The organism is Microbacterium sp. E-13, assembly GCF_049912955.1.
In the GTDB taxonomy this organism is placed as follows: Bacteria; Actinomycetota; Actinomycetes; order Actinomycetales; family Microbacteriaceae; genus Microbacterium.
The window spans coordinates 1805892-1829700 of record NZ_CP183973.1; the positions used below are offsets into that span (position 1 = coordinate 1805892).

Here is a 23809-nt window from a genome sequence, read left to right on the forward strand (position 1 = left end):
CATGGCCGCCAAGTGGTACGAAGTCGTCACCGGCTCGCTCGAGCAGAAGAAGCAGTGGCGGCAGTACAAAGCCCGCATCGAGGCGCTCCCCGAGCCGCATCGATCGGCCGCGAAGGCGCTCGAGCGCTACTTCATGTACGCGGGCGGCGTGACCGACGGCGACACGCTCGTCCAGATGTTCAGCGACTTCGCCGACCTCTGGGAGCGCGCCGCGACCGACGGCACGCCCGTGCGAGACATCGTCGGCGACGATCCCGCGGCCTTCGCCGAAGAGTTCACCGCCGCATACTCCGGCAAGCACTGGATCGACAAGGAGCGCGCTCGCCTGAACAAGGCGATCGATGACGCCGAGAAGGGCGAACGGCCATGAGCGCGGACACCGCCATCCGCGTCGAAGGGCTCGAGAAGTCCTACAAGGACCTGCGGGTGCTGCGCGGTGTGGACTTCGACGTGGCGCGGGGCAGCATCTTCGCACTGCTCGGGTCCAACGGCGCGGGCAAGACCACGGTCGTGCGCATCCTCTCGACACTGCTGAAGGCGGATGCGGGAACCGCGGCCGTCGCCGGCTTCGACGTCGGCGCCCAGGCGCAGAAGGTGCGCGAGACCATCAGCCTCACGGGACAGTTCGCGGCGGTGGACGAGGTGCTGAGCGGACGCGAGAACCTCGTGCTCATCGCCCAGCTGCGCCATCTGCCGGACCCCGGCGGGATCGCCGACGGCCTGCTCGCCCGGTTCTCGTTGACCGATGCCGGCTCCCGCAAGGTGTCCACCTACTCCGGCGGCATGCGCCGCCGGCTCGACATCGCGATGAGCCTCATCGGAGACCCGCCGGTGATCTTCCTCGACGAGCCGACGACGGGCCTGGATCCCGCGGCGCGCCTCGAGGTGTGGGACGTCGTCAAGGAGCTGACCCGCGGCGGCACGACCGTGCTGCTCACGACGCAGTACCTCGAGGAGGCGGAGCAGCTCGCCGACCGCATCGCCATCCTGCACCACGGACGGATCATCGTCGACGGCACGCTGGCCGAGCTCAAGCAGCTGCTGCCTCCGGCGAAGGTCGAGTATGTCGAGAAGCAGCCGAGCCTCGAAGACGTCTTCTTCGCGCTCACCGGCGAGGACGACACGGCAGAATCCGGCGACGCCGCGAGCGGCGCCGCCACAACACGGAAGGAAGGACGATGAGCGCGCACACCATCGGCGACACCGCCGTTCTGACCAGCCGGTCGCTGCGACACATCCTGCGCAGCCCTGACACCATCATCACGACCGCCGTCACCCCGATCGCGCTGATGCTGCTGTTCGTCTACGTCTTCAGCGGCGCCATCGACACCGGCGGCGCCGAAGGCTCATACATCGACTACATGCTGCCCGGCATCCTGCTCATCACGATCGCATCCGGCATCGCCTACACGGCATACCGGCTGTTCCTCGACATGCAGAGCGGCATCTTCGAGCGGTTCCAGTCGCTGCCGATCGCTCGCTCAGGCGTGCTCTGGGCGCACGTTCTCACCTCGCTCGTGGCGATCCTGGTGTCGCTCGCGCTCGTCATCGGCGTCGCGCTGCTGATGGGCTTCCGCACGGGTGCCGGAGTCGGAGCCTGGCTCGGAGTCGTCGGCATGCTGGTGCTGTTCACGCTGGCGCTCACCTGGCTCGCCGTGATCCCGGGACTGACGGCGAAGACGGTGGACGGCGCGAGCGCGTTCTCGTACCCGCTCATCTTCCTGCCGTTCATCAGCTCGGCGTTCGTCCCGACCGAGAGCATGCCGGGCCCGGTGCAGTGGTTCGCCGAGAACCAGCCGGTCACTTCGATCGTCGACTCGATGCGGGCGCTCTTCGCCGGGGAGCCGGTCGGCACCGACATCTGGGTGGCGATGGCCTGGCTGGTCGGCATCCTCGTCGTCGCCTACGTCGCGTCGATGGCGATCTACCGCCGGAAGATCAGCTGACCGGAGCGCACAGGAACGGGAAGAGCGGATGCCTCGAGCCGAGGCATCCGCTCTTCCTGCACTGCGGCGTTACGCGCCGAAGTACTGGTTGCCGAGCGCCTTGCTCTTCAGGGCGTCGAACTCGCCCTGCGTGATGGTGCCGGCGTCGAGCAGCGCCTTCGCCTTCGCGATGTCCTCCGCCGGGCTCGCGGAGGCGGCCGGGCGGTACTCGTCCGACTCGGCGACCACTCCCCCGCGCGTCGCCTGGGCCCGCGCCGCCATACCCCTGCCGCGCGCGATGATGTAGATCAGGGCGGTGAGGAACGGCACGAACACCAGGGCGATGATCCACACCGCCTTGAGCCAGCCGTTCAGCGTGTCGTCGCGGAACAGATCCGTGATGATGACGATCACCACGTAGAGATACGCGATGAAGTAGAAGCTCCACAGCAAGAACCAGATGAAGTCGTTGAAGAACATTCCGTTCCCTTCGGCGAGAGGATGTGGCCGCTAGCGTAGCGCCCGCCTCGACGCGTGCACGAGTAACCGCACCGGAACTGTCAAGTCCACGGAGTCGGCCGGCGCGCAATGCGAGGATGGCCCTTCCGTCACGACGGGGAGGAGCCCATGCCCGACGCCGCCATCGCCCGCACCGCACGCGAGATCTTCGGCTGGAACGAGCTGCGGGAGGGGCAGGCCGACGCCGTCTCGGCGCTGCTCGAGGGCCGCGACGCGATCGTGGTGCTGCCCACGGGAGCGGGCAAATCGGCCGTCTATCAGCTGGCCGGTGCGATGCAGGAGGACCTCACGGTGGTCGTCTCGCCGCTCATCGCACTCCAGGACGACCAGGTGGCCCAGCTCGCGGCGGCGCCGGCGGCACCACGGGGTGCCGTGCTCAACTCGACACTCGGCCAGGAGGCCGCCCGGGCGCTCTGGGACGAGCTGAGGTCGGGAGCCGTCCGCTTCGTCTTCCTGACGCCCGAGCAGCTCGCCAAGGAGGAAGTGGTGCACGACCTCCGCCGTATCGGCGTGGGGCTGATCGCGGTCGACGAGGCGCACTGCGTCGCCAGCTGGGGCCACGACTTCCGGCCCGACTATCTCCGGCTCGGCGCCGTCCGCGAGCAGCTGGGCGATCCGCCCCTCGCCGCGCTCACCGCTACCGGCGCGGAGCCGGTCCGCGACGAGGTCGCCGCGCGTCTGCGCCTTCGGAACCCGGCCGTGGTCGTCCGCGGCGTCGACAGGCCGAACATCGAGCTCTCGGTACGCCGTGCCGTCACCGCTGATGAGAAGCGCGCGGAGGTGCTGGACTTCGTCGCGGCCAGGACCGGTTCGGGACTTCTCTACACGGCAACCCGGCGCGAAGCCGAGGACTACGCCGCGCGGCTCGCCGAACGAGGCAAGCGCGTCCGGCTCTACCACGCGGGCATGCCGAAGACGGAGCGAGCCGAGACCCACCGTGCGTTCCTGGAGAACGACGTCGAGGTGGTCGTCGCGACGAACGCCTTCGGGATGGGGATCGACAAGCCCGACGTGCGGTTCGTGACGCACGCGTCCATCCCGGAGTCGCTCGACTCCTACTACCAGGAGATCGGACGGGCCGGCCGGGACGGCGACGCCGCCGATGCGACACTCTTCTACCGCGCGGAGGACCTCGGCATACGGAAGTACTTCGTGTCGCGAAGCGTCGACCCCGACGCCGTCGGCGCAGCCTACGACGCCCTGTCGCGCGCCGACGGGCCGCTCCCGGCGAAGGCGCTCGCCGAGGTGCTCGACGCGCCGCCGCGGCGGGCCACGCACCTCGTCAACCTCCTGGTCGAAGGTGGTGTCGTCCGCGTCGGCCGGCGAGGTGCGGTGGTGTCAGCATCCGTTCCCGCCTCCGAGGCGGCTGCGCGCGCGGCGGAGGCCTCCGAGCGGCGCGAGCGGATCGAGCAGTCGCGGCTCGAGGTGATGCGCCGGTACGCCGAGACCCGCGACTGCCGCAGGCGGACGCTCCTGCGCTACTTCGGCGAGGACCTGGCGGAGCCGTGCGGACACTGCGACACGTGCCGCGCCGGCACGGTCGGGCAAGCGGTGGTCGATGAGGCGAGCGTGCCGTTCCCCGCGGGATCGGCCGTCGAGCACACGGAGTGGGGACCGGGCGCGGTCTCGGCGGTGGAGGGCGACCGTCTCACCGTGTTCTTCGAGGAACACGGCTACAAGACGCTCGCCCTCGACACCGTGATCGAGAACGGGCTGCTCAGCCGCTTGGGCTGAGCGCCTCAGTCGCGCGTCTTGTAGATCGGCGCCTTGCCGTGCACCGCGTCGCCCACCTTGTGGATGCGGATGTCGTTGGTGGAGCCGATGATTCCTGGAGGGGAACCGGAGATCACGACGACCTTGTCGCCGACCTTGGCCAGGTCGTTCGACAGCAGGTAGTCGTCGACCTGGATGAACATCAGGTCGGTGTGGGCGACGTGTTCGACGAGCGTCGACTGCACGCCCCACGTCAGCGCCATGCGGCGACGGATGGCCGGCTCGGGTGCGAACCCGATCATGGGGATGCGGGGGCGCAGGCGCGACATGCGGCGCGCAGTGTCGCCCGACTCCGTGAAGATGCAGAGGAACTTGGCGTCGACGAACTCGGCGACCTCGTTCGCCGCCAGCGTGATCGCGCCGCCCTGGGTGCGAGGCTTGGTGGTGAGCGGCTGGATGCGCTCCAGGCCGTGCTCCTCGGTGGAGTCGATGATCCTGGCCATCGTCTCGACCGTGACGACCGGGTACTCGCCGACGCTGGTCTCGCCCGACAGCATCACAGCGTCGGCGCCGTCGAGGACGGCGTTCGCGACGTCGGAGGCCTCGGCGCGGGTGGGCACCGGTGAGTTCGTCATCGACTCGAGCATCTGCGTGGCCACGATGACCGGCTTCGCCATGCGGCGGCACAGCTCGACCGCGCGCTTCTGCACGATCGGGACGGCCTCCAGCGGCAGTTCCACGGCGAGGTCGCCACGGGCGACCATGATGCCGTCGAACGCGTCGATGATCTCCTCGAGGTTGTCGACAGCCTGCGGCTTCTCGATCTTGGCGATGACCGGGACGTGGCGTCCCTCCTCGGCCATGATCACGTGGACGCGCTGGACGTCCTTGGCATCGCGCACGAACGACAGCGCGACGAGGTCGGCGCCGGCGCGAAGGCCCCAGCGGAGGTCCGCCTCGTCCTTCTCCGACAGTGCCGGCACGTTGACCGCGACGCCGGGCAGGTTGATGCCCTTGTTGTTCGACACCGCGCCGCCCACGATGACCTCGGTGGTGACGACCGTGCCGTCGGTCTCGAGGACCTTCACGCGCACCTTGCCGTCGTCGATCAGGAGGAAGTCGCCGGCCTTCACATCTTGCGGGAGGCCTTTGAAGGTGGTGCCGACGATCTCCTTGGTGCCGAGGATGTCCTCGGTGGTGATCTTGAAGATGTCACCGGCGGCGAGCTCGTGGGGACCGTTCTCGAACTTGCCGAGGCGGATCTTCGGACCCTGCAGGTCGACGAGGATCGCGATGGCGCGTCCGGCGTCATCGGCAGCCTTGCGCACATTGGCGAAGTTGCTGTCGTGGACCGAGTAGTCCCCATGGCTCAGGTTGAATCGGGTGACGTCCACGCCGGCGTCGATGATCGCGCGGACCATCTCATACGTCGATGTGGCGGGACCCAGGGTGGCGACGATCTTCGCGCGTCTCATCCGTGGTTTCTCCGGGTTTCGGGTAGGTGGCGAGTGCCTCGGCAAAGCCTACGCGGGCTACAGGCCGATGGCGATATCGGTGGGGCGCACCGGAGCGGGGAGCTCCGTCTCGCCCATCAGGAAGCGGTCGACGCTGGCGGCGGCGGCGCGTCCCTCGGCGATCGCCCACACGATGAGCGACTGGCCGCGACCGGCGTCGCCGGCCACGAACACGCCCGGGGCGGTCGTCTGGTAGTCGTCCTCGCGGCGCACGCTGCCCCGCTCGGTGAAGCGGGCACCGAGCTGGTCCTCGAGGAGCGCGCGCTCGGGGCCGGTGAAGCCCATCGCGATCAGCACGAGGTCGGCGGGGATCTCGCGCTCCGTCCCGCTCTTGGGCACGCGGCGCCCGTCGACGAACTCCGTCTCGGCCACGCGCAGGGCGCGCACCTCCCCGGCGCCGTTTCCGAGGAACTCGACGGTGGAGGCGAGGTACGAGCGCTCGCCACCCTCTTCGTGCGCGGACTGCACCTCGAACACGGTGGCGTCCATCGGCCACGGCTGGTGCTCGGGCCGCTCACCCGGGGGGCGCTGTCCGATGGCGAGGTTGGTGACGCTCAGCGCGCCATGGCGGTGCGCGGTGCCGATGCAGTCGGCGCCGGTGTCACCGCCACCGATCACGACGACGTGCTTGCCCTCAGCGGTGATCTGGTTCGCCACCGAGTCGCCGGCGACGGCCTTGTTCGACTCGACGAGGTACTCCATCGCGAAGTGCACGCCGGCCAGGTCGCGGCCCGGGATGGCGAGCTCACGGGGAACCGTCGCGCCGGTGGCGATGACGACGGCGTCGTATCGGGCACGGAGGTCGGACCACGAGATGTCCTTGCCGATCTCGACGCCTGCGCGGAAACGCGTGCCCTCGTCCTGCATCTGGCGAAGACGCGCCTCGAGGTGCTTCTTCTCCATCTTGAAGTCGGGGATGCCGTACCGCAGCAGCCCGCCGATGCGGTCGTCGCGCTCGAACACGGCCACGGTGTGACCGGCGCGCGTGAGCTGCTGGGCGGCGGCGAGGCCCGCGGGGCCCGATCCCACCACCGCGACCGTCTTGCCGGTGAGGCGCCCCGGGGGCTCGGGCTCGATCCAGCCGTTCGCGAACGCCTCGTCGGCGATCGAGACCTCGACCTGCTTGATCGTCACGGCGGGCTGGTTGATGCCCAGAACGCACGCGCTCTCGCAGGGCGCGGGGCACAGCCGCCCGGTGAACTCGGGGAAGTTGTTCGTCGCGTGCAGACGCTCGCTCGCTGCGCGGCCCTCGCCGCGCCACGTCAGGTCGTTCCACTCCGGGATGAGGTTGCCCAGCGGGCAGCCCTTGTGGCAGAACGGCACGCCGCAGTCCATGCAACGGCCCGCCTGACGGCGGAGCACTGCGCTGTCGCCGGGCTCATAGACCTCTTTCCAGTCCATGATGCGCACCGGCACGGGCCGCCGCGGCGGCAGCTCGCGCTCGGTGACCTTCAGAAAGCCTTTCGGGTCAGCCACCCGTCACCTCCAGGATACGGTTCCAGACGACGTCGCCGTCGGGGTCGAGCCCCTCAGCCACTGCCTCCTGACGGGTCTGCAGCACCGCGGCATAGTCACGCGGCAGCACCCGGACGAAGTTCGCCAGTTCCGTCTCGAAGTCATCGAGCAGGGCCTGGGCGAGAGTCGATTCGGTCTCGGCGACGTGCTGCTCCAGCAGGTCGCGCAGGATCTCGGCGTCGCCGGACCCCAGCTCGCCGAGCACGAGCTCGCCGGAGGCCAGGGCCTCGCGGTTGACGAGCTTGCTGTCGAGCCGGTACACGTACGCGGTGCCGCCGGACATGCCGGCGCCGAGGTTGCGACCGGTCGCGCCGAGGATGACCGCGAGGCCGCCGGTCATGTACTCGAGGGCGTGGTCGCCGACGCCTTCGACGACCGCGGTCGCGCCGGAGTTCCGGACGAAGAAGCGCTCGCCCACCACGCCGCGGAGGAACATCGTGCCCTGCGTGGCGCCGTAGCCGATCACGTTGCCCGCGATGACGTTCTTCGAGGCGTCGAAGACCGCGCCGCGCGGCGGGCGCACGACGATCTGGCCGCCCGACAGGCCCTTGCCGACGTAGTCGTTCGAGTCGCCCTCGAGGCGCAGCGTGATGCCGGCGGGCATGAAGGCGCCGAACGACTGCCCGGCCGAGCCGGTGAGGTTCACCACGATGCTGCCCGACCGCAGGCCGTTCTCACCGCGCGCCTTGGTGACGTGGTGACCGAGCAGCGTGCCGACCGCGCGCTCGGTGTTGCGGATCGGCAGATCGATCGTGATCTCGCCGCCGTTCTCGATGACGTCGCGCGCCCGCTCGATGAGCGCGACGTCGAAGTGCTCGTCGAGCTCGTGCAGCTGAGCGGTCGTGTTGCGGCGGGGCTCGTCTTCTGCGAAGACGGGGCCCTCGAGAACGGGGGCGAGGTCCATTCCGCTCGCCTTCCAGTGCGAGACCGCGCGATCGACGTCGAGCAGGTCGCTGCGGCCGATCGCCTCGTCGAGGGACCGGAAGCCGAGCTCGGCGAGATACTCGCGCACCTCTTCGGCGATGAACTCCATGAAGTTCACGACGAACTCGGGCTTGCCGTTGAATCGCTGGCGCAGCACCGGGTTCTGCGTCGCCACGCCCACGGGGCAGGTGTCGAGGTGGCAGACCCGCATCATGATGCAGCCGGAGACCACCAGCGGAGCGGTCGCGAAGCCGAACTCCTCGGCGCCGAGCAGTGCGCCGATGATCACGTCGCGGCCGGTCTTGAGCTGGCCGTCGACCTGCACCACCACGCGGTCGCGCATGCCGTTGAGCATGAGCGTCTGCTGGGTCTCGGCGAGACCGAGCTCCCACGGGGTGCCGGCGTGCTTGAGGGAGTTCAGCGGGCTCGCGCCGGTGCCGCCGTCGTGTCCCGACACCAGGATGACGTCGGCCAGCGCTTTGGCGGTGCCCGCGGCGACCGCGCCGATGCCTGACTGGCTCACCAGCTTCACGTGCACCCGCGCGCCGGGGTTGGCACGCTTCAGGTCGAAGATCAGCTGCTTGAGGTCTTCGATCGAGTAGATGTCGTGGTGCGGCGGCGGCGAGATGAGGCCCACGCCGGCGGTCGCGTGACGCGTGCGCGCGACCCACGGATACACCTTGGTCGGCGGCAGCTGTCCTCCCTCGCCCGGCTTGGCGCCCTGGGCGAGCTTGATCTGGATGTCGTCGGCCGCGGTGAGGTAGAGGCTCGTGACGCCGAACCGGCCGGAGGCGACCTGCTTGATCGAGCTGCGGCGCTCGGGGTCGAGGAGGCGGTCGACGTCCTCACCCCCCTCGCCGGTGTTCGACTTGCCGCCGATCCGGTTCATGGCGATGGCGAGCGTCTCGTGCGCCTCGCGCGAGATGGAGCCGTAGCTCATCGCGCCGGTCGAGAAGCGCTTGACGATCGACGAGACAGGTTCGACCTCGTCGATCGGCACCGGCGTGCGGCCCTCCGTCTTGAGGGCGAACAGGCCACGGAGCGTCTTCAGCTCGTTCGCCTGGTCGTCGACGAGCTTCGTGTACTCGCGGAAGATGTCGTACCGGCGCGTGCGCGTCGAGTGCTGGAGGCGGAACACCGTGTCGGGATTGAAGAGATGCGGCGAGCCGTCGCGACGCCACTGGTACTCGCCGCCGGTCCACAGGCGCTCGTGCGCGCGCACCGCGGCGTCCTGCGGATAGGCGTAGGCGTGGCGCGCCGCGTTCTCGGCGGCGATGACATCGAGGCCCACCCCGCCGAGCTTGGACTCCGTGCCGGTGAAGTAGGTGTCGACGAATTCCTGCGACAGGCCCACCGCCTCGAACACCTGAGCGCCCGCGTATGACGACACGGTCGAGATCCCCATCTTCGACATGATCTTCAGCACGCCCTTGCCGAGCGCGTAGATGAGGTTCTTGACGGCCTTCTCGGGAGAGACGCCCGTGATGAAGCCGGCGCGCACGAGGTACTCCACCGTCTCCATCGCCAGGTACGGATTGACGGCGGATGCCCCGTACCCGATGAGCGTCGCGATGTGATGGACCTCGCGCACATCTCCGGCCTCCACCACGAGACCGCACTTCATGCGGGTCTGCTTGCGGATGAGGTGGTGATGCACGGCGGCGACCATCAGGAGCGACGGGATGGGCGCGAGATCCTTGTTGGAGTCGCGGTCGGACAGCACGATGAACTCGGCGCCGTCCTCAATGGCCTGGTCGACCTCGTGGCACATCTGCTCGAGGCGCTTCTTCATGCCCTTGTGGCCGGCCTCGACCCGGTACAGACCGCGGATCGTGACCGACGTGCGACCCGGGAGCGCGGTGTCGATGTGCTGGATCTTGGCGAGCTCGTCGTTGTCGATCACCGGGAAGTCGAGCGTCACGACGCGCGTGTGCTCGCCGCTCCACTCGAGGAGGTTGCGCTCGGGTCCGAGTCCCAGGCCGAGGGAGGTGACGACCTCTTCGCGGATGGAGTCCAGCGGCGGGTTGGTCACTTGCGCGAACTGCTGCGTGAAGTAGTCGAAGAGCAGGCGCGGGCGCTCGCTGAGCACAGCCACCGGCGTGTCCGAGCCCATGGCACCGAGCGGCTCGGCGCCGGTCTGGCCCATCGGGGTGAGGAGGATCTTGACCTCTTCCTCGGTGTAGCCGAAGGTGCGCTGACGCCGGGTGATCGAGGCGATGGGGTGCACGATGTGCTCGCGCTCCGGCAGGTCGGCCAGGCGCACGCGGCCCGCGTCGAGCCACTCCTGCCACGGCGCGAGCTCGGCCAGCTGCGTCTTGATCTCGTCATCCTCGATGATGCGGCGCTGAGCCGTGTCGACGAGGAACATGCGCCCCGGGCGCAGGCGCCCGCGGCGCTTGATGCGCTCCGGCTCGAAGTCGAGCACGCCCGTCTCGCTGCCGATGACGATGAGCCCGTCGGTCGTCTCGGTCCAGCGCCCCGGACGCAGGCCGTTGCGGTCGAGCGTGGCACCGACCAGGGTGCCGTCGGTGAAGATGAGTGCGGCCGGGCCGTCCCACGGCTCCATCTGCATCGAGTGGAACTCGTAGAAGGCGCGCAGCTTGGGGTCGATGTCGGCCTGCTTCTCGTACGCCTCGGGCACCATCATCATGATGGCGTGCGGCAGGCTGCGGCCGGTCAGGGTGAGCAGCTCGAGCACCTCGTCGAACGACGCGGAGTCGCTGGCGCCCTCGGTGCAGATCGGAAGGAGCGGCTGGATGTCGCCGAGGAGCTCCGACTCGAGCTGCGACTGGCGCGCGCGCATCCAGTTGCGGTTGCCGTTGACGGTGTTGATCTCGCCGTTGTGCGCCAGCATGCGCAGCGGCTGCGCGAGCGGCCATGAGGGGAACGTGTTCGTCGAGTAGCGCGAGTGCACCACCGCGAGCTCCGATGCGAAGCGCTCGTCCTGCAGGTCGGGGTAGAACGGCTCGAGCTGGAGCGTCGTGACCATGCCCTTGTAGCCGAGCGTGCGCGCCGACAGCGACACGAAGTACGCGTCGAGCTCGGTGCGTGCCCGCGCGCGCAGGCGGTACGCGCGGCGGTCCAGGGCGATCCCCGACAGCGCCGGGGCGTCACCGGTCGCCGGGCGCGAGATGAAGAGCTGCTCGAAGACGGGGCGGGCCGCGAAGGCCAGCTTGCCGAGGTTCTCCTCGGCGGTGGGCACATCGCGCCACCCGAGCACGGTGAGACCCTCGGATGCCGCGATCCGCTCGATGCCCGACTTCTGGGTCGCTCGCGCGTCGGCGTCTCGCGGCAGGAAGACCATGCCCGCTGCGTACTCCCCCACCGGGGGCAGCTCGAAGCCGGCCACGGCACGCAGGAACGCGTCGGGCATCTGCGTGAGGATGCCCGCGCCGTCGCCGGTGCCGGCGTCCGAGCCGATCGCTCCCCGGTGCTCGAGGTTGCGCAGCGCCGTCAGCGCGAGGTCGATGATGTCGTGGCCGGCCTCGCCGCGGAGCGTCGCGACCATGGCCAGGCCGCACGCGTCCTTCTCGAAGGCGGGGTTGTACATCCCCTGTTTCTGCGGGAAGCCGGCACGGCCGGATGCAGCGGGGAAGATCGCCTCCGCGGAGGCGACGGAACGGGGGCTCGAAGCCATACCTACCGTCCTCACGTTGATAGTCAAGATGGGACGACGTCGGCCCTGGGCGCGCTCTTCGGGGGGAGAGCTGCGTTATTGGTTGGCAGGAGTGCTTGTGGCGCTGACCCCTTCGGCCTCGGACGTCGGGGGTTCGCTGACGTCGACGAAGTCGTCGGACTCCTGCGATTGTACAGCCTGTCCGGGCTTCCACTCGCGGCCGGACACATAGGGCGAAGGCTCCAGGCCCGGGTGCCGGCGCTTCTGCACGAAGAAGATCGCAAGGCCGATGACGACGCCGAGGATCGCCGCCCAGACGTTGGTGCGCAGGCCCAGGTAGATGTCACTCGGGTCGATGCGGATCGACTCCCACACGATGCGGCCGGCGCTGTACCAGACGAGGTAGAGCGCGAAGAGCCGGCCCCACTGCAGTCGGAAGCGACGGCCGACGAACACCAGGAAGACGACACCGAGGACGTTCCAGACCACCTCGTAGAGGAAGGTGGGGTGGAACAGCGTGCCCTCGGGCAGGCCGATGGGCCAGGCCGGGTTCGGGTAGTCGATCTCGAGACCCCAGGGCACGTCGGTCGGCAGCCCGTACAGCTCCTGGTTGAACCAGTTGCCGAAGCGGCCGATGGCCTGCGCCAGCAGCAGACCCGGTGCCAGCGCGTCCGCGAAGCTCCAGAAGCGGATGCCGGTCCACTTGCAGCCGAGCCACGCACCGATCGCACCGCCGATGAGCGCGCCGTAGATCGCGATGCCGCCTTCCCAGATGTACAGGAACGACCAGGGGCGCGAGCCTTCGCCGAAGTAGAAGTCCCAGTGCGTGACCACGTGGTACAGGCGCGCGGCGATGATCGCGATCGGCACCGCGAGGAGGGCGATGTCGATGACCACCCAAGGTTCGGCGCCGCGCTTGGTGAGGCGCGCGTTCGTCCACAGCACCGCGACGATGATGCCCGTGATGATGCAGAGCGCATAGATGTGGATCCGCAGGGGCCCGATGTCGAAGTAGCTGATCGACGGGCTCGGGATGCTGGCGACGACGCTCGCGGCGGCGTTGATCATGGGAGAACCGTGTCCTTGGGGATCCGTGCGGGAGGTGACGGCGGCGGGCGCCGACCTGAGAAGTCTAGTTCGCGCGGCGCGCAGTGCCTGCGGCGAGGCTGCGCGCGGTCTCGGCGAGCCCCTCGAGGCCGCGCTCGCGCAGTGCGCGGACGAGCGCGGTGCCGACGATGGCGCCGTCCGCGTAATCCAGCACGCCCGCGACCTGCTCGGCGTTCGAGATGCCGATTCCGACGCACGCGTGCTCGACCCCGTGCTCGCGCAGGCGCGCGACCAGACCGCGGGCCGCGGCATCCAACTGTGCCCGCTCGCCCGTGATGCCCATGGTCGAGACGGTGTAGACGAAGCCGGTCGAGTTGCGCACGATGAGGTCGAGCCGCTCGTCGGTCGAGGTCGGCGCGGCGAGGAACACGCGGTCGAGGCCGGTGCGCTCGCTGGCGGCGATCCACTCGGGGGCCGACTCGGGGGTGATGTCGGGGGTGATGAGGCCCGCTCCCCCGGCGGCGAGAAGGTCGTCGGCGTAGCGGTCGACGCCGTACTGCAGCACCGGGTTCCAGTACGTCATCACGAGGACGGGAACATCCACGCGCCGCGTGATCTCGCGTACTGCGGTGAACGTGTCGCGCAGGCGGAAGCCCCCGGCGAGAGCGGCCTGCGTCGCCTCCTGGATGACCGTGCCGTCCATCACCGGGTCGGAGTAGGGCGGACCGAGCTCGAGGATGTCGGCGCCGTTCTCAGCCAGCGCGACGGCGGCGTCGATGCTCGTGGGCAGATCGGGGAAGCCGAGCGGCAGGTAGCCGACGAAGGCGCCCCGGCCCTCGGCGTGGGCAGCGTCGATCGCTGCGGCGACGCGCGAGCTCACAGCTTCTCCCCCTCGCCCTTCGCAGCGTCGTCGTGGGCCGCCGTCGCTGCGGTCGCGGCATCCGTGCCCTTGTCGTAGAGCCGGAAGTAGCGGGCGGCGGTGTCCATGTCTTTGTCGCCGCGCCCTGACAGGCACACCGCGAGGATCGCGTCCGGGCCCAGTTCGCGGCCGATGCGCAAGGCGCCGGCCAGGGCGTGCGCCGACTCGATCGCCGGGATGATGCCCTCCGTCTCGGAGAGCAGGCGGAGTGCCTGCATGGCCTCGTCATCGGTCGCGGGGATGTACTCCGCGCGCCCGATCGATGCAAGCCAGGCATGCTCGGGCCCGACGCCGGGGTAGTCGAGGCCGGCGGAGATGGAGTGGGACTCGATCGTCTGGCCGTCTTCGTCCTGGAGCACGAACGTCTTCGCGCCGTGCAGCACGCCGGGGCGTCCGCGCTCGATGGAGGCGGCGTGGCGCGCCGTGTCGACGCCGTCGCCGGCGGCCTCCACTCCGTAGAGCTTCACGCCGTCGTCGTCGAGGAAGGCGTCGAACATGCCGATCGCGTTGGACCCCCCGCCGACGCACGCGAGCACCGCGTCCGGCAGCCGGCCGGCCTCCTCCAGCAGCTGGACGCGCGCCTCCTCGGAGATGACCTTCTGGAAGTCGCGCACCATCGCGGGGAACGGATGCGGGCCCGCGGCGGTGCCGAAGATGTAGTTCGTCGTCTCGACGCTCGCCACCCAGTCACGGTAGGCGTCGTTGATGGCGTCCTTGAGGGTGCGGGAGCCGGTCTTCACCGGTATGACCTCCGCGCCCAGCAGGCGCATGCGGGCGACGTTGAGCGCCTGTCGCTCGGTGTCGACCTCGCCCATGTAGATCGTGCAGTCGAAGCCGAAGAGGGCCGCGGCGGTCGCGGTGGCCACGCCGTGCTGACCGGCGCCGGTCTCGGCGATCACGCGGGTCTTGCCGAGGCGCTTCGTGAGGAGCGCCTGCCCGAGCACGTTGTTGATCTTGTGCGAGCCGGTGTGGTTGAGGTCCTCGCGCTTGAGGAAGACGCGCGCTCCCCCGGCGTGCTCGGCGAACCGGGCCACCTCGGTGATGGGCGACGGGCGGCCGGCGTACGAGTGCAGCAGGCGCACGAACTCCGCCTGGAACTCGGGATCGGCTTTCGCGGCCTCGTACTCGGCCGTCAGCTCGTCGATGGCGGCGACGAGCGACTCGGGCATGAACCGCCCGCCGAACTCGCCGAAGAGGGGCCCGGGAGCCTCACGAAGACTCATGCGCCGGCCTCCAGGAATGCGCGAAGCGTGGACACGGGATCGTTCGTGACGAGCGCCTCGCCGATGAGCACGACGTCTGCGCCGTCACGACGGTAGTGGGCGACGTCGTCAGGGACGAGCACCGCCGATTCGGCGATCTTGACCGCCCCGGCGGGGATCCGCCCGGCCAGTCGCCCGAAGAGGTCGCGGTCGAGCTGGAAGGTGGAGAGGTCGCGGGCGTTCACGCCGATCAGCTGCGCACCGATGTCGACGGCCCGGTCGACCTCGTCGGCCGAATGCGTCTCGACCAGCGGGGTCATGCCGAGCTGCTGGGCGAAGGTGAACAGGCGCGCGAGCACGTCCTGGTCGAGAGCGGCGACGATGAGGAGCACGAGGTCCGCACCCGACGCGCGCGCCTCGAGTACCTGGTACTCGGTGGCGATGAAGTCCTTGCGCAGCACCGGCAGGCGGACCGCGGCCTTGACGGCCTCGAGATCGGCGAGACTGCCTTTGAACCGCCGCCCCTCGGTGAGGACCGAGATGGCCGACGCGCCTCCCTCTTCGTAGCGGCGGGCCTGCAGCGCAGGATCAGGGATGGACGCCAGGTCGCCGCGCGACGGGCTGGCGCGCTTGACCTCGGCGATGATCCTCACACGGTCGGCGGGAGCGAGTGCAGCGAGGGCGTCGATCGCGGGACGCTGCGCCAGAGCGGCTGCTTCGACCGCAGCCAGCGGGCGCTCCGAGGCGCGGGCCTCGGCATCCTCAACCGCGCCGGCCGTCAGGTCGGCGAGCATGTTCAGTGCTCTTTCGCCGCGACCTTGGAGCCACCCACGCCGTAGCCGGCGCGCTTCATGATCCAGCCCACGATGAGCCCGATCACGAGGAGGACCGCCGCCGCCCAGACGAACACCGGCATGTCGAGGAAGAAGAAGAAGGTGCCGATCGCGACGGCGACGAGCATGATCACGACGGCTGTCCAGGCGGCGGGCGAGTGTCCGTGGCCGGGGTCGCCGATGTTGTTGCTCATTGCTTGTCTCCTCGTGAAGCCTGGAAGCGCGGGATGCCGCCAGTCTAGCGGTCAGGCGGTCGGGTCCTCGCCACGAGACAGGTCGTCGGCCGGTTACTCAGTCGAGATAGATGAGGGTCGTACTGGCCGACTCATCCACGAACGAGTCCCATGACTGTGGGTACTCGCCATGCACCGATCCAGTGGGGAAGCCACGGCCGCCGATGGCGCATACGGGGTCTGAGAAATTGCAGGTGGTAACGACTCGGGACAGGACCGACGTCGGTATGTCCACCGGCGTCAGCATGTCCGCGCTCGAAGGGTTGCTGGCTTGGAACTGGCGAACCTCCGGATACAGCGATCCTGCAAGCCAGCTGCTGAAGTTCGCTGCCGGAATGCCTACAACCTGAGCGTTGGCTATCCCCCACGTGTCACCTGTCGCGGTTCCCATGTTCAGCTCTGGCGCCAGCTGCATCCGTTGTGGGTCAGCGATCAACAGGACAGAAGCGATGTCGTCCACTGGCAAGGTGCCGGTCCGCTGCATGTAGCCGAGTGTCGAATGGATGACCCAGGCCCCTTGGGAGTAGCCGATCAGGGCGATCTTCTCACCAGAACTGGCGCACCGTTCTCGCTCATCCTTCAGCGTGGCCATCAGCTGGACGGCTCCGTACCAAGCCCCATTGTTGTACTCAAGGAGTCCCGGCGCATCCGGCGAGGAGAGCGGAACGGCATGTGCAGGGTAATCCAGTCCGATCGTCCGGACGGTGACGTCGCGTTGGGCCTGATAGTCCAAGGCCTTCGAATATTCGTCGTAGAAGGCGGAAACCATGTTGCCCATGCTTCGGTTCCCGACGTTGGCTTCCTCGCCAGAGCCTCGGACGCCGATCACAAGCAGGTCTCTACACGGTGACGCGACGTAGGTCGTAGGGCGAGGTGCCGGCGGCGGTGCGACCCACCCGGCCCACGGGAAGACATTCACGCCGGCTCCCAATGCTCGTGGCCGGCCGTTGCTGCCGTCTCCAGGCGGTTGTCCGTCGCCCCAATCGACCCCTGATGCATCGAAGTAGGTGAGAGACGAGGAGTAGACGCCCACCGCGCAGTCCCGCAAGACACCGTGGAAATAGCTGGCACTGTCGGCGCCACTCGCGTCGATGCATGTGTCCGCCACGTTCGACACTGAGGTTTGATTCGCGCGGATGGCACTGATGCCGGTGCTTTGGATTCCGGTTGACCCGTAGCGGATGGTGGTGTTGACGGTGGTGAGCGCGCCGGCGTCTCCGACGTAGATGCCATACCAGTCGCCGGGCTTGGGTGAGGTGGTGGCCCCGTCCCCGCCGGTGTCCCCACCGATGGAGTCATCCCGCAGCGAGGTGAACACCACCGGCGACGCGCTGGTGCCGTTGACGACCAGCGACCCGGAGACGTTGATGCCGCCGCTGAGCGACTTCACGACCGTTCCCGCCGCGATCGTCAACGTCACCCCCTGCTCAACCGTGATCCCGCCGTAGTTGCCGCCGGTGGTGATCACCGGCAGCCCACCGAGAGGGAACGAGGTGTTGGTGGTCAGGATGCCGTTGAGCTGGATCGCGTTGATCTTGTTCCCCGAGCCGCTGTTGCCGCGCAGCACGCTGGTGTCGATGTTGTTGCCATAGATGCTGACCGCTTCGGCCCCGGACCCGGTGATGGTGTTGTTCTGCAGCTTCACCGTGGAACTCTCCCCGGCGTGAGCGTAAACGCCCCGGTCGTAGCTGTTCGCGATGGTGGAGCTGGTCACGTCGATCTTCGACGAAAGGTTGGTGCTTTGGATTCCGGTTGACCCGTAGCGGATGGTGGTGTTGACGGTGGTGAGCGCGCCGGCGTCTCCGACGTAGATGCCATACCAGTCGCCGGGCTTGGGTGAGGTGGTGGCCCCGTCCCCGCCGGTGTCCCCACCGATGGAGTCATCCCGCAGCGAGGTGAACACCACCGGCGACGCGCTGGTGCCGTTGACGACCAGCGACCCGGAGACGTTGATGCCGCCGCTGAGCGACTTCACGACCGTTCCCGCCGCGATCGTCAACGTCACCCCCTGCTCAACCGTGATCCCGCCGTAGTTGCCGCCGGTGGTGATCACCGGCAGCCCACCGAGAGGGAACGAGGTGTTGGTGGTCAGGATGCCGTTGAGCTGGATCGCGTTGATCTTGTTCCCCGAGCCGCTGTTGCCGCGCAGCACGCTGGTGTCGATGTTGTTGCCATAGATGCTGACCGCTTCGGCCCCGGACCCGGTGATGGTGTTGTTCTGCAGCTTCACCGTGGAACTCTCCCCGGCGTGAGCGTAAACGCCCCGGTCGTAGCTGTTCGCGATGGTGGAGCTGGTCACGTCGATCTTCGACGAAAGGTTGGTGCTTTGGATTCCGGTTGACCCGTAGCGGATGGTGGTGTTGACGGTGGTGAGCGCGCCGGCGTCTCCGACGTAGATGCCATACCAGTCGCCGGGCTTGGGTGAGGTGGTGGCCCCGTCCCCGCCGGTGTCCCCACCGATGGAGTCATCCCGCAGCGAGGTGAACACCACCGGCGACGCGCTGGTGCCGTTGACGACCAGCGACCCGGAGACGTTGATGCCGCCGCTGAGCGACTTCACGACCGTTCCCGCCGCGATCGTCAACGTCACCCCCTGCTCAACCGTGATCCCGCCGTAGTTGCCGCCGGTGGTGATCACCGGCAGCCCACCGAGAGGGAACGAGGTGTTGGTGGTCAGGATGCCGTTGAGCTGGATCGCGTTGATCTTGTTCCCCGAGCCGCTGTTGCCGCGCAGCACGCTGGTGTCGATGTTGTTGCCATAGATGCTGACCGCTTCGGCCCCGGACCCGGTGATGGTGTTGTTCTGCAGCTTCACCGTGGAACTCTCCCCGGCGTGAGCGTAAACGCCCCGGTCGTAGCTGTTCGCGATGGTGGAGCTGGTCACGTCGATCTTCGACGAAAGGTTGGTGCTTTGGATTCCGGTTGACCCGTAGCGGATGGTGGTGTTGACGGTGGTGAGCGCGCCGGCGTCTCCGACGTAGATGCCATACCAGTCGCCGGGCTTGGGTGAGGTGGTGGCCCCGTCCCCGCCGGTGTCCCCACCGATGGAGTCATCCCGCAGCGAGGTGAACACCACCGGCGACGCGCTGGTGCCGTTGACGACCAGCGACCCGGAGACGTTGATGCCGCCGCTGAGCGACTTCACGACCGTTCCCGCCGCGATCGTCAACGTCACCCCCTGCTCAACCGTGATCCCGCCGTAGTTGCCGCCGGTGGTGATCACCGGCAGCCCACCGAGAGGGAACGAGGTGTTGGTGGTCAGGATGCCGTTGAGCTGGATCGCGTTGATCTTGTTCCCCGAGCCGCTGTTGCCGCGCAGCACGCTGGTGTCGATGTTGTTGCCATAGATGCTGACCGCTTCGGCCCCGGACCCGGTGATGGTGTTGTTCTGCAGCTTCACCGTGGAACTCTCCCCGGCGTGAGCGTAAACGCCCCGGTCGTAGCTGTTCGCGATGGTGGAGCTGGTCACGTCGATCTTCGACGAAAGGTTGGTGCTTTGGATTCCGGTTGACCCGTAGCGGATGGTGGTGTTGACGGTGGTGAGCGCGCCGGCGTCTCCGACGTAGATGCCATACCAGTCGCCGGGCTTGGGTGAGGTGGTGGCCCCGTCCCCGCCGGTGTCCCCACCGATGGAGTCATCCCGCAGCGAGGTGAACACCACCGGCGACGCGCTGGTGCCGTTGACGACCAGCGACCCGGAGACGTTGATGCCGCCGCTGAGCGACTTCACGACCGTTCCCGCCGCGATCGTCAACGTCACCCCCTGCTCAACCGTGATCCCGCCGTAGTTGCCGCCGGTGGTGATCACCGGCAGCCCACCGAGAGGGAACGAGGTGTTGGTGGTCAGGATGCCGTTGAGCTGGATCGCGTTGATCTTGTTCCCCGAGCCGCTGTTGCCGCGCAGCACGCTGGTGTCGATGTTGTTGCCATAGATGCTGACCGCTTCGGCCCCGGACCCGGTGATGGTGTTGTTCTGCAGCTTCACCGTGGAACTCTCCCCGGCGTGAGCGTAAACGCCCCGGTCGTAGCTGTTCGCGATGGTGGAGCTGGTCACGTCGATCTTCGACGAAAGGTTGGTGCTTTGGATTCCGGTTGACCCGTAGCGGATGGTGGTGTTGACGGTGGTGAGCGCGCCGGCGTCTCCGACGTAGATGCCATACCAGTCGCCGGGCTTGGGTGAGGTGGTGGCCCCGTCCCCGCCGGTGTCCCCACCGATGGAGTCATCCCGCAGCGAGGTGAACACCACCGGCGACGCGCTGGTGCCGTTGACGACCAGCGACCCGGAGACGTTGATGCCGCCGCTGAGCGACTTCACGACCGTTCCCGCCGCGATCGTCAACGTCACCCCCTGCTCAACCGTGATCCCGCCGTAGTTGCCGCCGGTGGTGATCACCGGCAGCCCACCGAGAGGGAACGAGGTGTTGGTGGTCAGGATGCCGTTGAGCTGGATCGCGTTGATCTTGTTCCCCGAGCCGCTGTTGCCGCGCAGCACGCTGGTGTCGATGTTGTTGCCATAGATGCTGACCGCTTCGGCCCCGGACCCGGTGATGGTGTTGTTCTGCAGCTTCACCGTGGAACTCTCCCCGGCGTGAGCGTAAACGCCCCGGTCGTAGCTGTTCGCGATGGTGGAGCTGGTCACGTCGATCTTCGACGAAAGGTTGGTGCTTTGGATTCCGGTTGACCCGTAGCGGATGGTGGTGTTGACGGTGGTGAGCGCGCCGGCGTCTCCGACGTAGATGCCATACCAGTCGCCGGGCTTGGGTGAGGTGGTGGCCCCGTCCCCGCCGGTGTCCCCACCGATGGAGTCATCCCGCAGCGAGGTGAACACCACCGGCGACGCGCTGGTGCCGTTGACGACCAGCGACCCGGAGACGTTGATGCCGCCGCTGAGCGACTTCACGACCGTTCCCGCCGCGATCGTCAACGTCACCCCCTGCTCAACCGTGATCCCGCCGTCGAGAATGTAGACCATTGCCTTCGACGCGGACCACGTCGTGTTGCTTGTGATGTTCGCCGAGATGTGCATCACCGGCGCTGTCACGGACTTCGTGGTGCTGGTCTTGCTCGTCGTGGCGAAGCCGCTCTTCTTAGCTGTCACCGTCACGGTGATGCTCGTGCCCGCGTCAGACGCGACCAGCACGTAGGTGGAGGCGGTCGCGCCCGCGATCGCGGCGCCGTTGCGGTTCCACTGATACGCCACGGAGTCCGGCGTGGGCGCCCACGCGCCGGCCGCAGCCGTCAGCGTCGAACCCACAGCTGCGGTCCCGGTGATCGTCGGCGTCGGCGCTGTCGTGAACGCGAGCCCGGGGACGGTCATCGTCGTACTGGTCTTGGCGGTGGGGGTATATCCCGTCTTCTTCGCTGTCACCGTCACTGTGATGCTGGTGCCACCATCGGCCGTGACGAGGAGATAGGTCGAGGCCGTCGCGCCCGCGATGGCGGTGCCGTTCCGGTTCCACTGGTAGGTGAACGACTCGGGGGTCGGGCTCCACGTGCCGGGCGTGGCCGTCAGCATGGTTCCGACCGTCGCGACCCCGGTGATGGTCGGCAGGGGCGCCGCGGTGAAGGCCAGCGCCGGGATGGCCTTGGCGGCACTGGTCTTCGCAGTGGACGTGTAGCCGGTCTTCTTCGCCGTCACCGTCACCGTGATCGAGGTGCCGCCGTCCGCGGCGACGAGAACGTAGGTCGTGGCGGTGGCGCCGGTGATCGCGACGCCGTTGCGGCTCCACTGATACGTATACGAGTCCGGCACTGGCGCCCATGTCCCTGGCACCGCGGTCAGGGTCGACCCGACCGTGGCAGTCCCACTGATCGTCGGGGTCGGTGCGGTCGTGAACGTCAGCGTCGGGATGGCCTTGGCGGCACTGCTCTTCGCAGTGGACGTGTAGCCGGTCTTCTTCGCCGTCACCGTCACCGTAATGGACGTTCCGCCGTCCGTTGCTGTGAGGACATAGGTCGTGGCGGTGGCGCCGGTGATCGCGACGCCGTTGCGGCTCCACTGATACGTATACGAGTCCGGCACTGGCGCCCATGTCCCTGGCACCGCGGTCAGGGTCGACCCGACCGTGGCAGTCCCACTGATCGTCGGGGTCGGTGCGGTCGTGAAGGTCAGCGCCGGGATGGCCTTCGCGGCACTGGTCTTCGCAGTCGACGTGTAGCCGGTCTTCTTCGCCGTCACCGTCACCGTGATGGACGTTCCGCCGTCCGCTGCCACGAGCACATAGGTCTTCGCGGTCGCACCGGCGATCGCGACTCCGTTGCGTTTCCACTGATACGTGTACGAGTCGGGCACCGGTGCCCACGTCCCCGTCGCGGCTGTCAGGGTCGACCCCACAGCGCCTGTCCCGGTGATCGTCGGGGTCGGTGCGGTCGTGAAGGTGAGGGCCGGCACGGCCTTCGCGGTGCTGGTCTTGGAGGTGGTTGTGTAGCCGGTCTTCTTCGCCGTCACCGTCACCGTGATGGACGTTCCGCCGTCCGCTGCCACGAGCACGTAGGTCTTCGCGGTCGCACCGGCGATCGCGAATCCGTTGCGTTTCCACTGATACGCGTACGAGTCCGGCACCGGGGCCCACGTCCCCGTCGCGGCGGTCAGGGTCGACCCCACGGTCGCCGTCCCGGAAATGGTCGGTGTCGGTGCCGTGGTGAAGGCCACACCCGGGATGGCTCGGGCCGCGCTCGTCTTGGAAGTGGTCGTGTAGCCGGTCTTCTTCGCCGTGACGGTCACGCTGATGCTCGCGCCACGGTCTGCCGTTGCGACCACGTAGGTCGTGGCGGTGGCGCCGGTGATCACGGCGCCGTCCCGTTTCCACTGATAGGCGTATGAGTCCGGCACCGGTGCCCATGCTCCCGGAACCGCAGTCAGGGTCGACCCGACCGAGGCGGTCCCGGTGATGGTCGGAGTCGGCGCCGTGGTGAAGGTCAGGGCCGGCACGGCCTTGGTGGTGCTGGTCTTGCTGGTGGTGGTGTAGCCGGTCTTCTTCGCGGTGACTGTGACCGCGATGTTGGTGCCGCCATCAGCGGTGGCCAGGAGATAGGTGGAGGCCGTCGCGCCCGCGATCGCGGCGCCGTTCCGGTTCCACTGGTAGGTCAACGAACCGGGGGTCGGGCTCCACGCGCCGGCCGTAGCCGTCAGCGTGGAACCCACAGCTGCGGTCCCGGTGATGGTCGGCGTCGGCGCGGTTGTGAAGCTTCCGAGTGCCACAGCCTTCGCGGCGCTGGTCTTGGACGTCGTCGCATACCCGGCCTTCGCCGACGTGACCGTCAGAGCGATCGACGTGCCTGCGTCGGCGGCGACCAGCGCATACGTGGCGGCGTTCGCGCCGAGGATCGGGACGCCGTTGCGGTTCCACTGGTACCTCGTCGAGTCCGCGACGGGTGCCCATGTGCCCGCCGCGGCCGTCAGAGTCGACCCGACAGCGGCACTTCCCGTGATCGTTGGGGTGGGCGCGGTGGTGAACGCGGTTCCGACGCTCCAGGTGATGCTGCTCTTCGCAGTCGTGACGAAGTCGCTCTTCGTCGCGGTCACGGTGACGGTCAGCGCCTTGCCGCTGTCCGCGGATGTGACGAGGTAGCTGCTGGCTGTCGCGCCAGTTATCGCCGCACCGGCACGATTCCACTGATACGACACCGCGTCGGGGGTGGGCGCCCATGCGCCGGCATTCGCGGTCAGCGTTTGCCCCACAACCGCTGCCCCGGTGATCGTCGGTGTCGGCGCCGCCGTGAACGCTGACGCCGCATACGCGGGCACCGACATCCCGAACACCACCGCGGCTACCGCGACGACGGCAATGACAAGCCTCCACACCCCCCGCGTGGAGACTTGCCGTCCCCGCCTCGGCAGACGCCGACT

Annotated in this window: 14 protein-coding genes; 4 read left to right on the forward strand and 10 right to left on the reverse strand. The window is 68.3% G+C overall.

Annotated elements, in window-relative coordinates; genetic code table 11:
- Position 1 precedes the first annotated feature (1 nt).
- The 3 genes from ACN9MP_RS08215 to ACN9MP_RS08225 are packed head-to-tail and all read left to right on the forward strand — an operon-like array spanning position 2 to position 1946.
- Positions 2-370, forward strand: coding sequence for a DUF1048 domain-containing protein (locus ACN9MP_RS08215; RefSeq protein WP_426325510.1), 369 nt, complete (start codon positions 2-4; stop codon positions 368-370).
- Positions 367-1182 carry an ABC transporter ATP-binding protein gene (locus ACN9MP_RS08220; RefSeq protein WP_426325512.1) on the forward strand — a complete coding sequence of 272 codons (816 nt, stop codon included), beginning with the start codon at positions 367-369 and terminating at the stop codon, positions 1180-1182. Before ACN9MP_RS08215 ends, ACN9MP_RS08220 begins: the two co-directional genes overlap by 4 nt.
- Positions 1179-1946 (forward strand): ABC transporter permease, encoded by a 768-nt coding sequence (locus ACN9MP_RS08225; RefSeq protein ID WP_426325514.1) that lies wholly within the window; start codon positions 1179-1181, stop codon positions 1944-1946. Before ACN9MP_RS08220 ends, ACN9MP_RS08225 begins: the two co-directional genes overlap by 4 nt.
- Before the next feature lie 69 nt (positions 1947-2015).
- On the opposite strand, the gene ACN9MP_RS08230 is transcribed toward ACN9MP_RS08225, so the two are convergent.
- Positions 2016-2405, reverse strand: a complete 390-nt coding sequence (locus ACN9MP_RS08230) for an SHOCT domain-containing protein (RefSeq protein ID WP_426325516.1) — start codon at positions 2403-2405, stop codon at positions 2016-2018.
- A 147-nt stretch (positions 2406-2552) separates the two neighbouring features.
- Between ACN9MP_RS08230 and ACN9MP_RS08235 the strand changes: the two genes are divergently transcribed.
- Positions 2553-4178 carry a RecQ family ATP-dependent DNA helicase gene (locus tag ACN9MP_RS08235; RefSeq protein ID WP_426325518.1) on the forward strand — a complete coding sequence of 542 codons (1626 nt, stop codon included), beginning with the start codon at positions 2553-2555 and terminating at the stop codon, positions 4176-4178.
- Positions 4179-4183: 5 nt separating this feature from the next.
- On the opposite strand, the gene pyk is transcribed toward ACN9MP_RS08235, so the two are convergent.
- From pyk to ACN9MP_RS08280, 9 genes are all read right to left on the reverse strand, one after another.
- On the reverse strand, positions 4184-5632 hold the full coding sequence (gene pyk, locus ACN9MP_RS08240; protein WP_426325520.1) for a pyruvate kinase: 1449 nt from the start codon (positions 5630-5632) through the stop codon (positions 4184-4186).
- 57 nt (positions 5633-5689) lie between these two features.
- Positions 5690-7147, reverse strand: a complete 1458-nt coding sequence (locus tag ACN9MP_RS08245; protein ID WP_426325522.1) for a glutamate synthase subunit beta — start codon at positions 7145-7147, stop codon at positions 5690-5692.
- Positions 7140-11747 (reverse strand): glutamate synthase large subunit, encoded by a 4608-nt coding sequence (gene gltB / locus ACN9MP_RS08250; RefSeq protein WP_426325524.1) that lies wholly within the window; start codon positions 11745-11747, stop codon positions 7140-7142. The genes ACN9MP_RS08245 and gltB overlap by 8 nt, the downstream gene beginning before the upstream one ends.
- 75 nt (positions 11748-11822) lie before the next feature.
- Positions 11823-12794 carry a prolipoprotein diacylglyceryl transferase gene (gene lgt, locus ACN9MP_RS08255; protein WP_426325526.1) on the reverse strand — a complete coding sequence of 324 codons (972 nt, stop codon included), beginning with the start codon at positions 12792-12794 and terminating at the stop codon, positions 11823-11825.
- Between the two features lie 64 nt (positions 12795-12858).
- Positions 12859-13653, reverse strand: a complete 795-nt coding sequence (trpA, locus tag ACN9MP_RS08260) for a tryptophan synthase subunit alpha (RefSeq protein WP_426325528.1) — start codon at positions 13651-13653, stop codon at positions 12859-12861.
- Complete coding sequence (gene trpB / locus ACN9MP_RS08265) at positions 13650-14915, reverse strand: tryptophan synthase subunit beta (RefSeq protein WP_426325530.1); 1266 nt, start codon at positions 14913-14915, stop codon at positions 13650-13652. The genes trpA and trpB overlap by 4 nt, the downstream gene beginning before the upstream one ends.
- A complete protein-coding gene (trpC, locus tag ACN9MP_RS08270; protein ID WP_426325532.1) occupies positions 14912-15688 on the reverse strand; it encodes an indole-3-glycerol phosphate synthase TrpC in 777 nt (258 codons plus the stop codon). The genes trpB and trpC overlap by 4 nt, the downstream gene beginning before the upstream one ends.
- Positions 15689-15690: 2 nt before the next feature.
- Positions 15691-15921, reverse strand: coding sequence for a DUF6704 family protein (locus ACN9MP_RS08275; protein ID WP_426325534.1), 231 nt, complete (start codon positions 15919-15921; stop codon positions 15691-15693).
- A 97-nt stretch (positions 15922-16018) separates the two neighbouring features.
- Positions 16019-23764, reverse strand: a complete 7746-nt coding sequence (locus ACN9MP_RS08280; RefSeq protein ID WP_426325536.1) for a cutinase family protein — start codon at positions 23762-23764, stop codon at positions 16019-16021.
- Positions 23765-23809 lie beyond the last annotated feature (45 nt).

Coding starts and splice junctions, on each gene's coding strand:
- ACN9MP_RS08215 (WP_426325510.1), top strand. CDS start 2: ATGGCCGCCAAGTGGTACGAAGTCGTCACCGGCTCGCTCGAGCAGAAG.
- ACN9MP_RS08220 (WP_426325512.1), top strand. CDS start 367: ATGAGCGCGGACACCGCCATCCGCGTCGAAGGGCTCGAGAAGTCCTAC.
- ACN9MP_RS08225 (WP_426325514.1), top strand. CDS start 1,179: ATGAGCGCGCACACCATCGGCGACACCGCCGTTCTGACCAGCCGGTCG.
- ACN9MP_RS08230 (WP_426325516.1), bottom strand. CDS start 2,405: ATGTTCTTCAACGACTTCATCTGGTTCTTGCTGTGGAGCTTCTACTTC.
- ACN9MP_RS08235 (WP_426325518.1), top strand. CDS start 2,553: ATGCCCGACGCCGCCATCGCCCGCACCGCACGCGAGATCTTCGGCTGG.
- pyk (WP_426325520.1), bottom strand. CDS start 5,632: ATGAGACGCGCGAAGATCGTCGCCACCCTGGGTCCCGCCACATCGACG.
- gltB (WP_426325524.1), bottom strand. CDS start 11,747: ATGGCTTCGAGCCCCCGTTCCGTCGCCTCCGCGGAGGCGATCTTCCCC.
- lgt (WP_426325526.1), bottom strand. CDS start 12,794: ATGATCAACGCCGCCGCGAGCGTCGTCGCCAGCATCCCGAGCCCGTCG.
- trpB (WP_426325530.1), bottom strand. CDS start 14,915: ATGAGTCTTCGTGAGGCTCCCGGGCCCCTCTTCGGCGAGTTCGGCGGG.
- trpC (WP_426325532.1), bottom strand. CDS start 15,688: ATGCTCGCCGACCTGACGGCCGGCGCGGTTGAGGATGCCGAGGCCCGC.
- ACN9MP_RS08275 (WP_426325534.1), bottom strand. CDS start 15,921: ATGAGCAACAACATCGGCGACCCCGGCCACGGACACTCGCCCGCCGCC.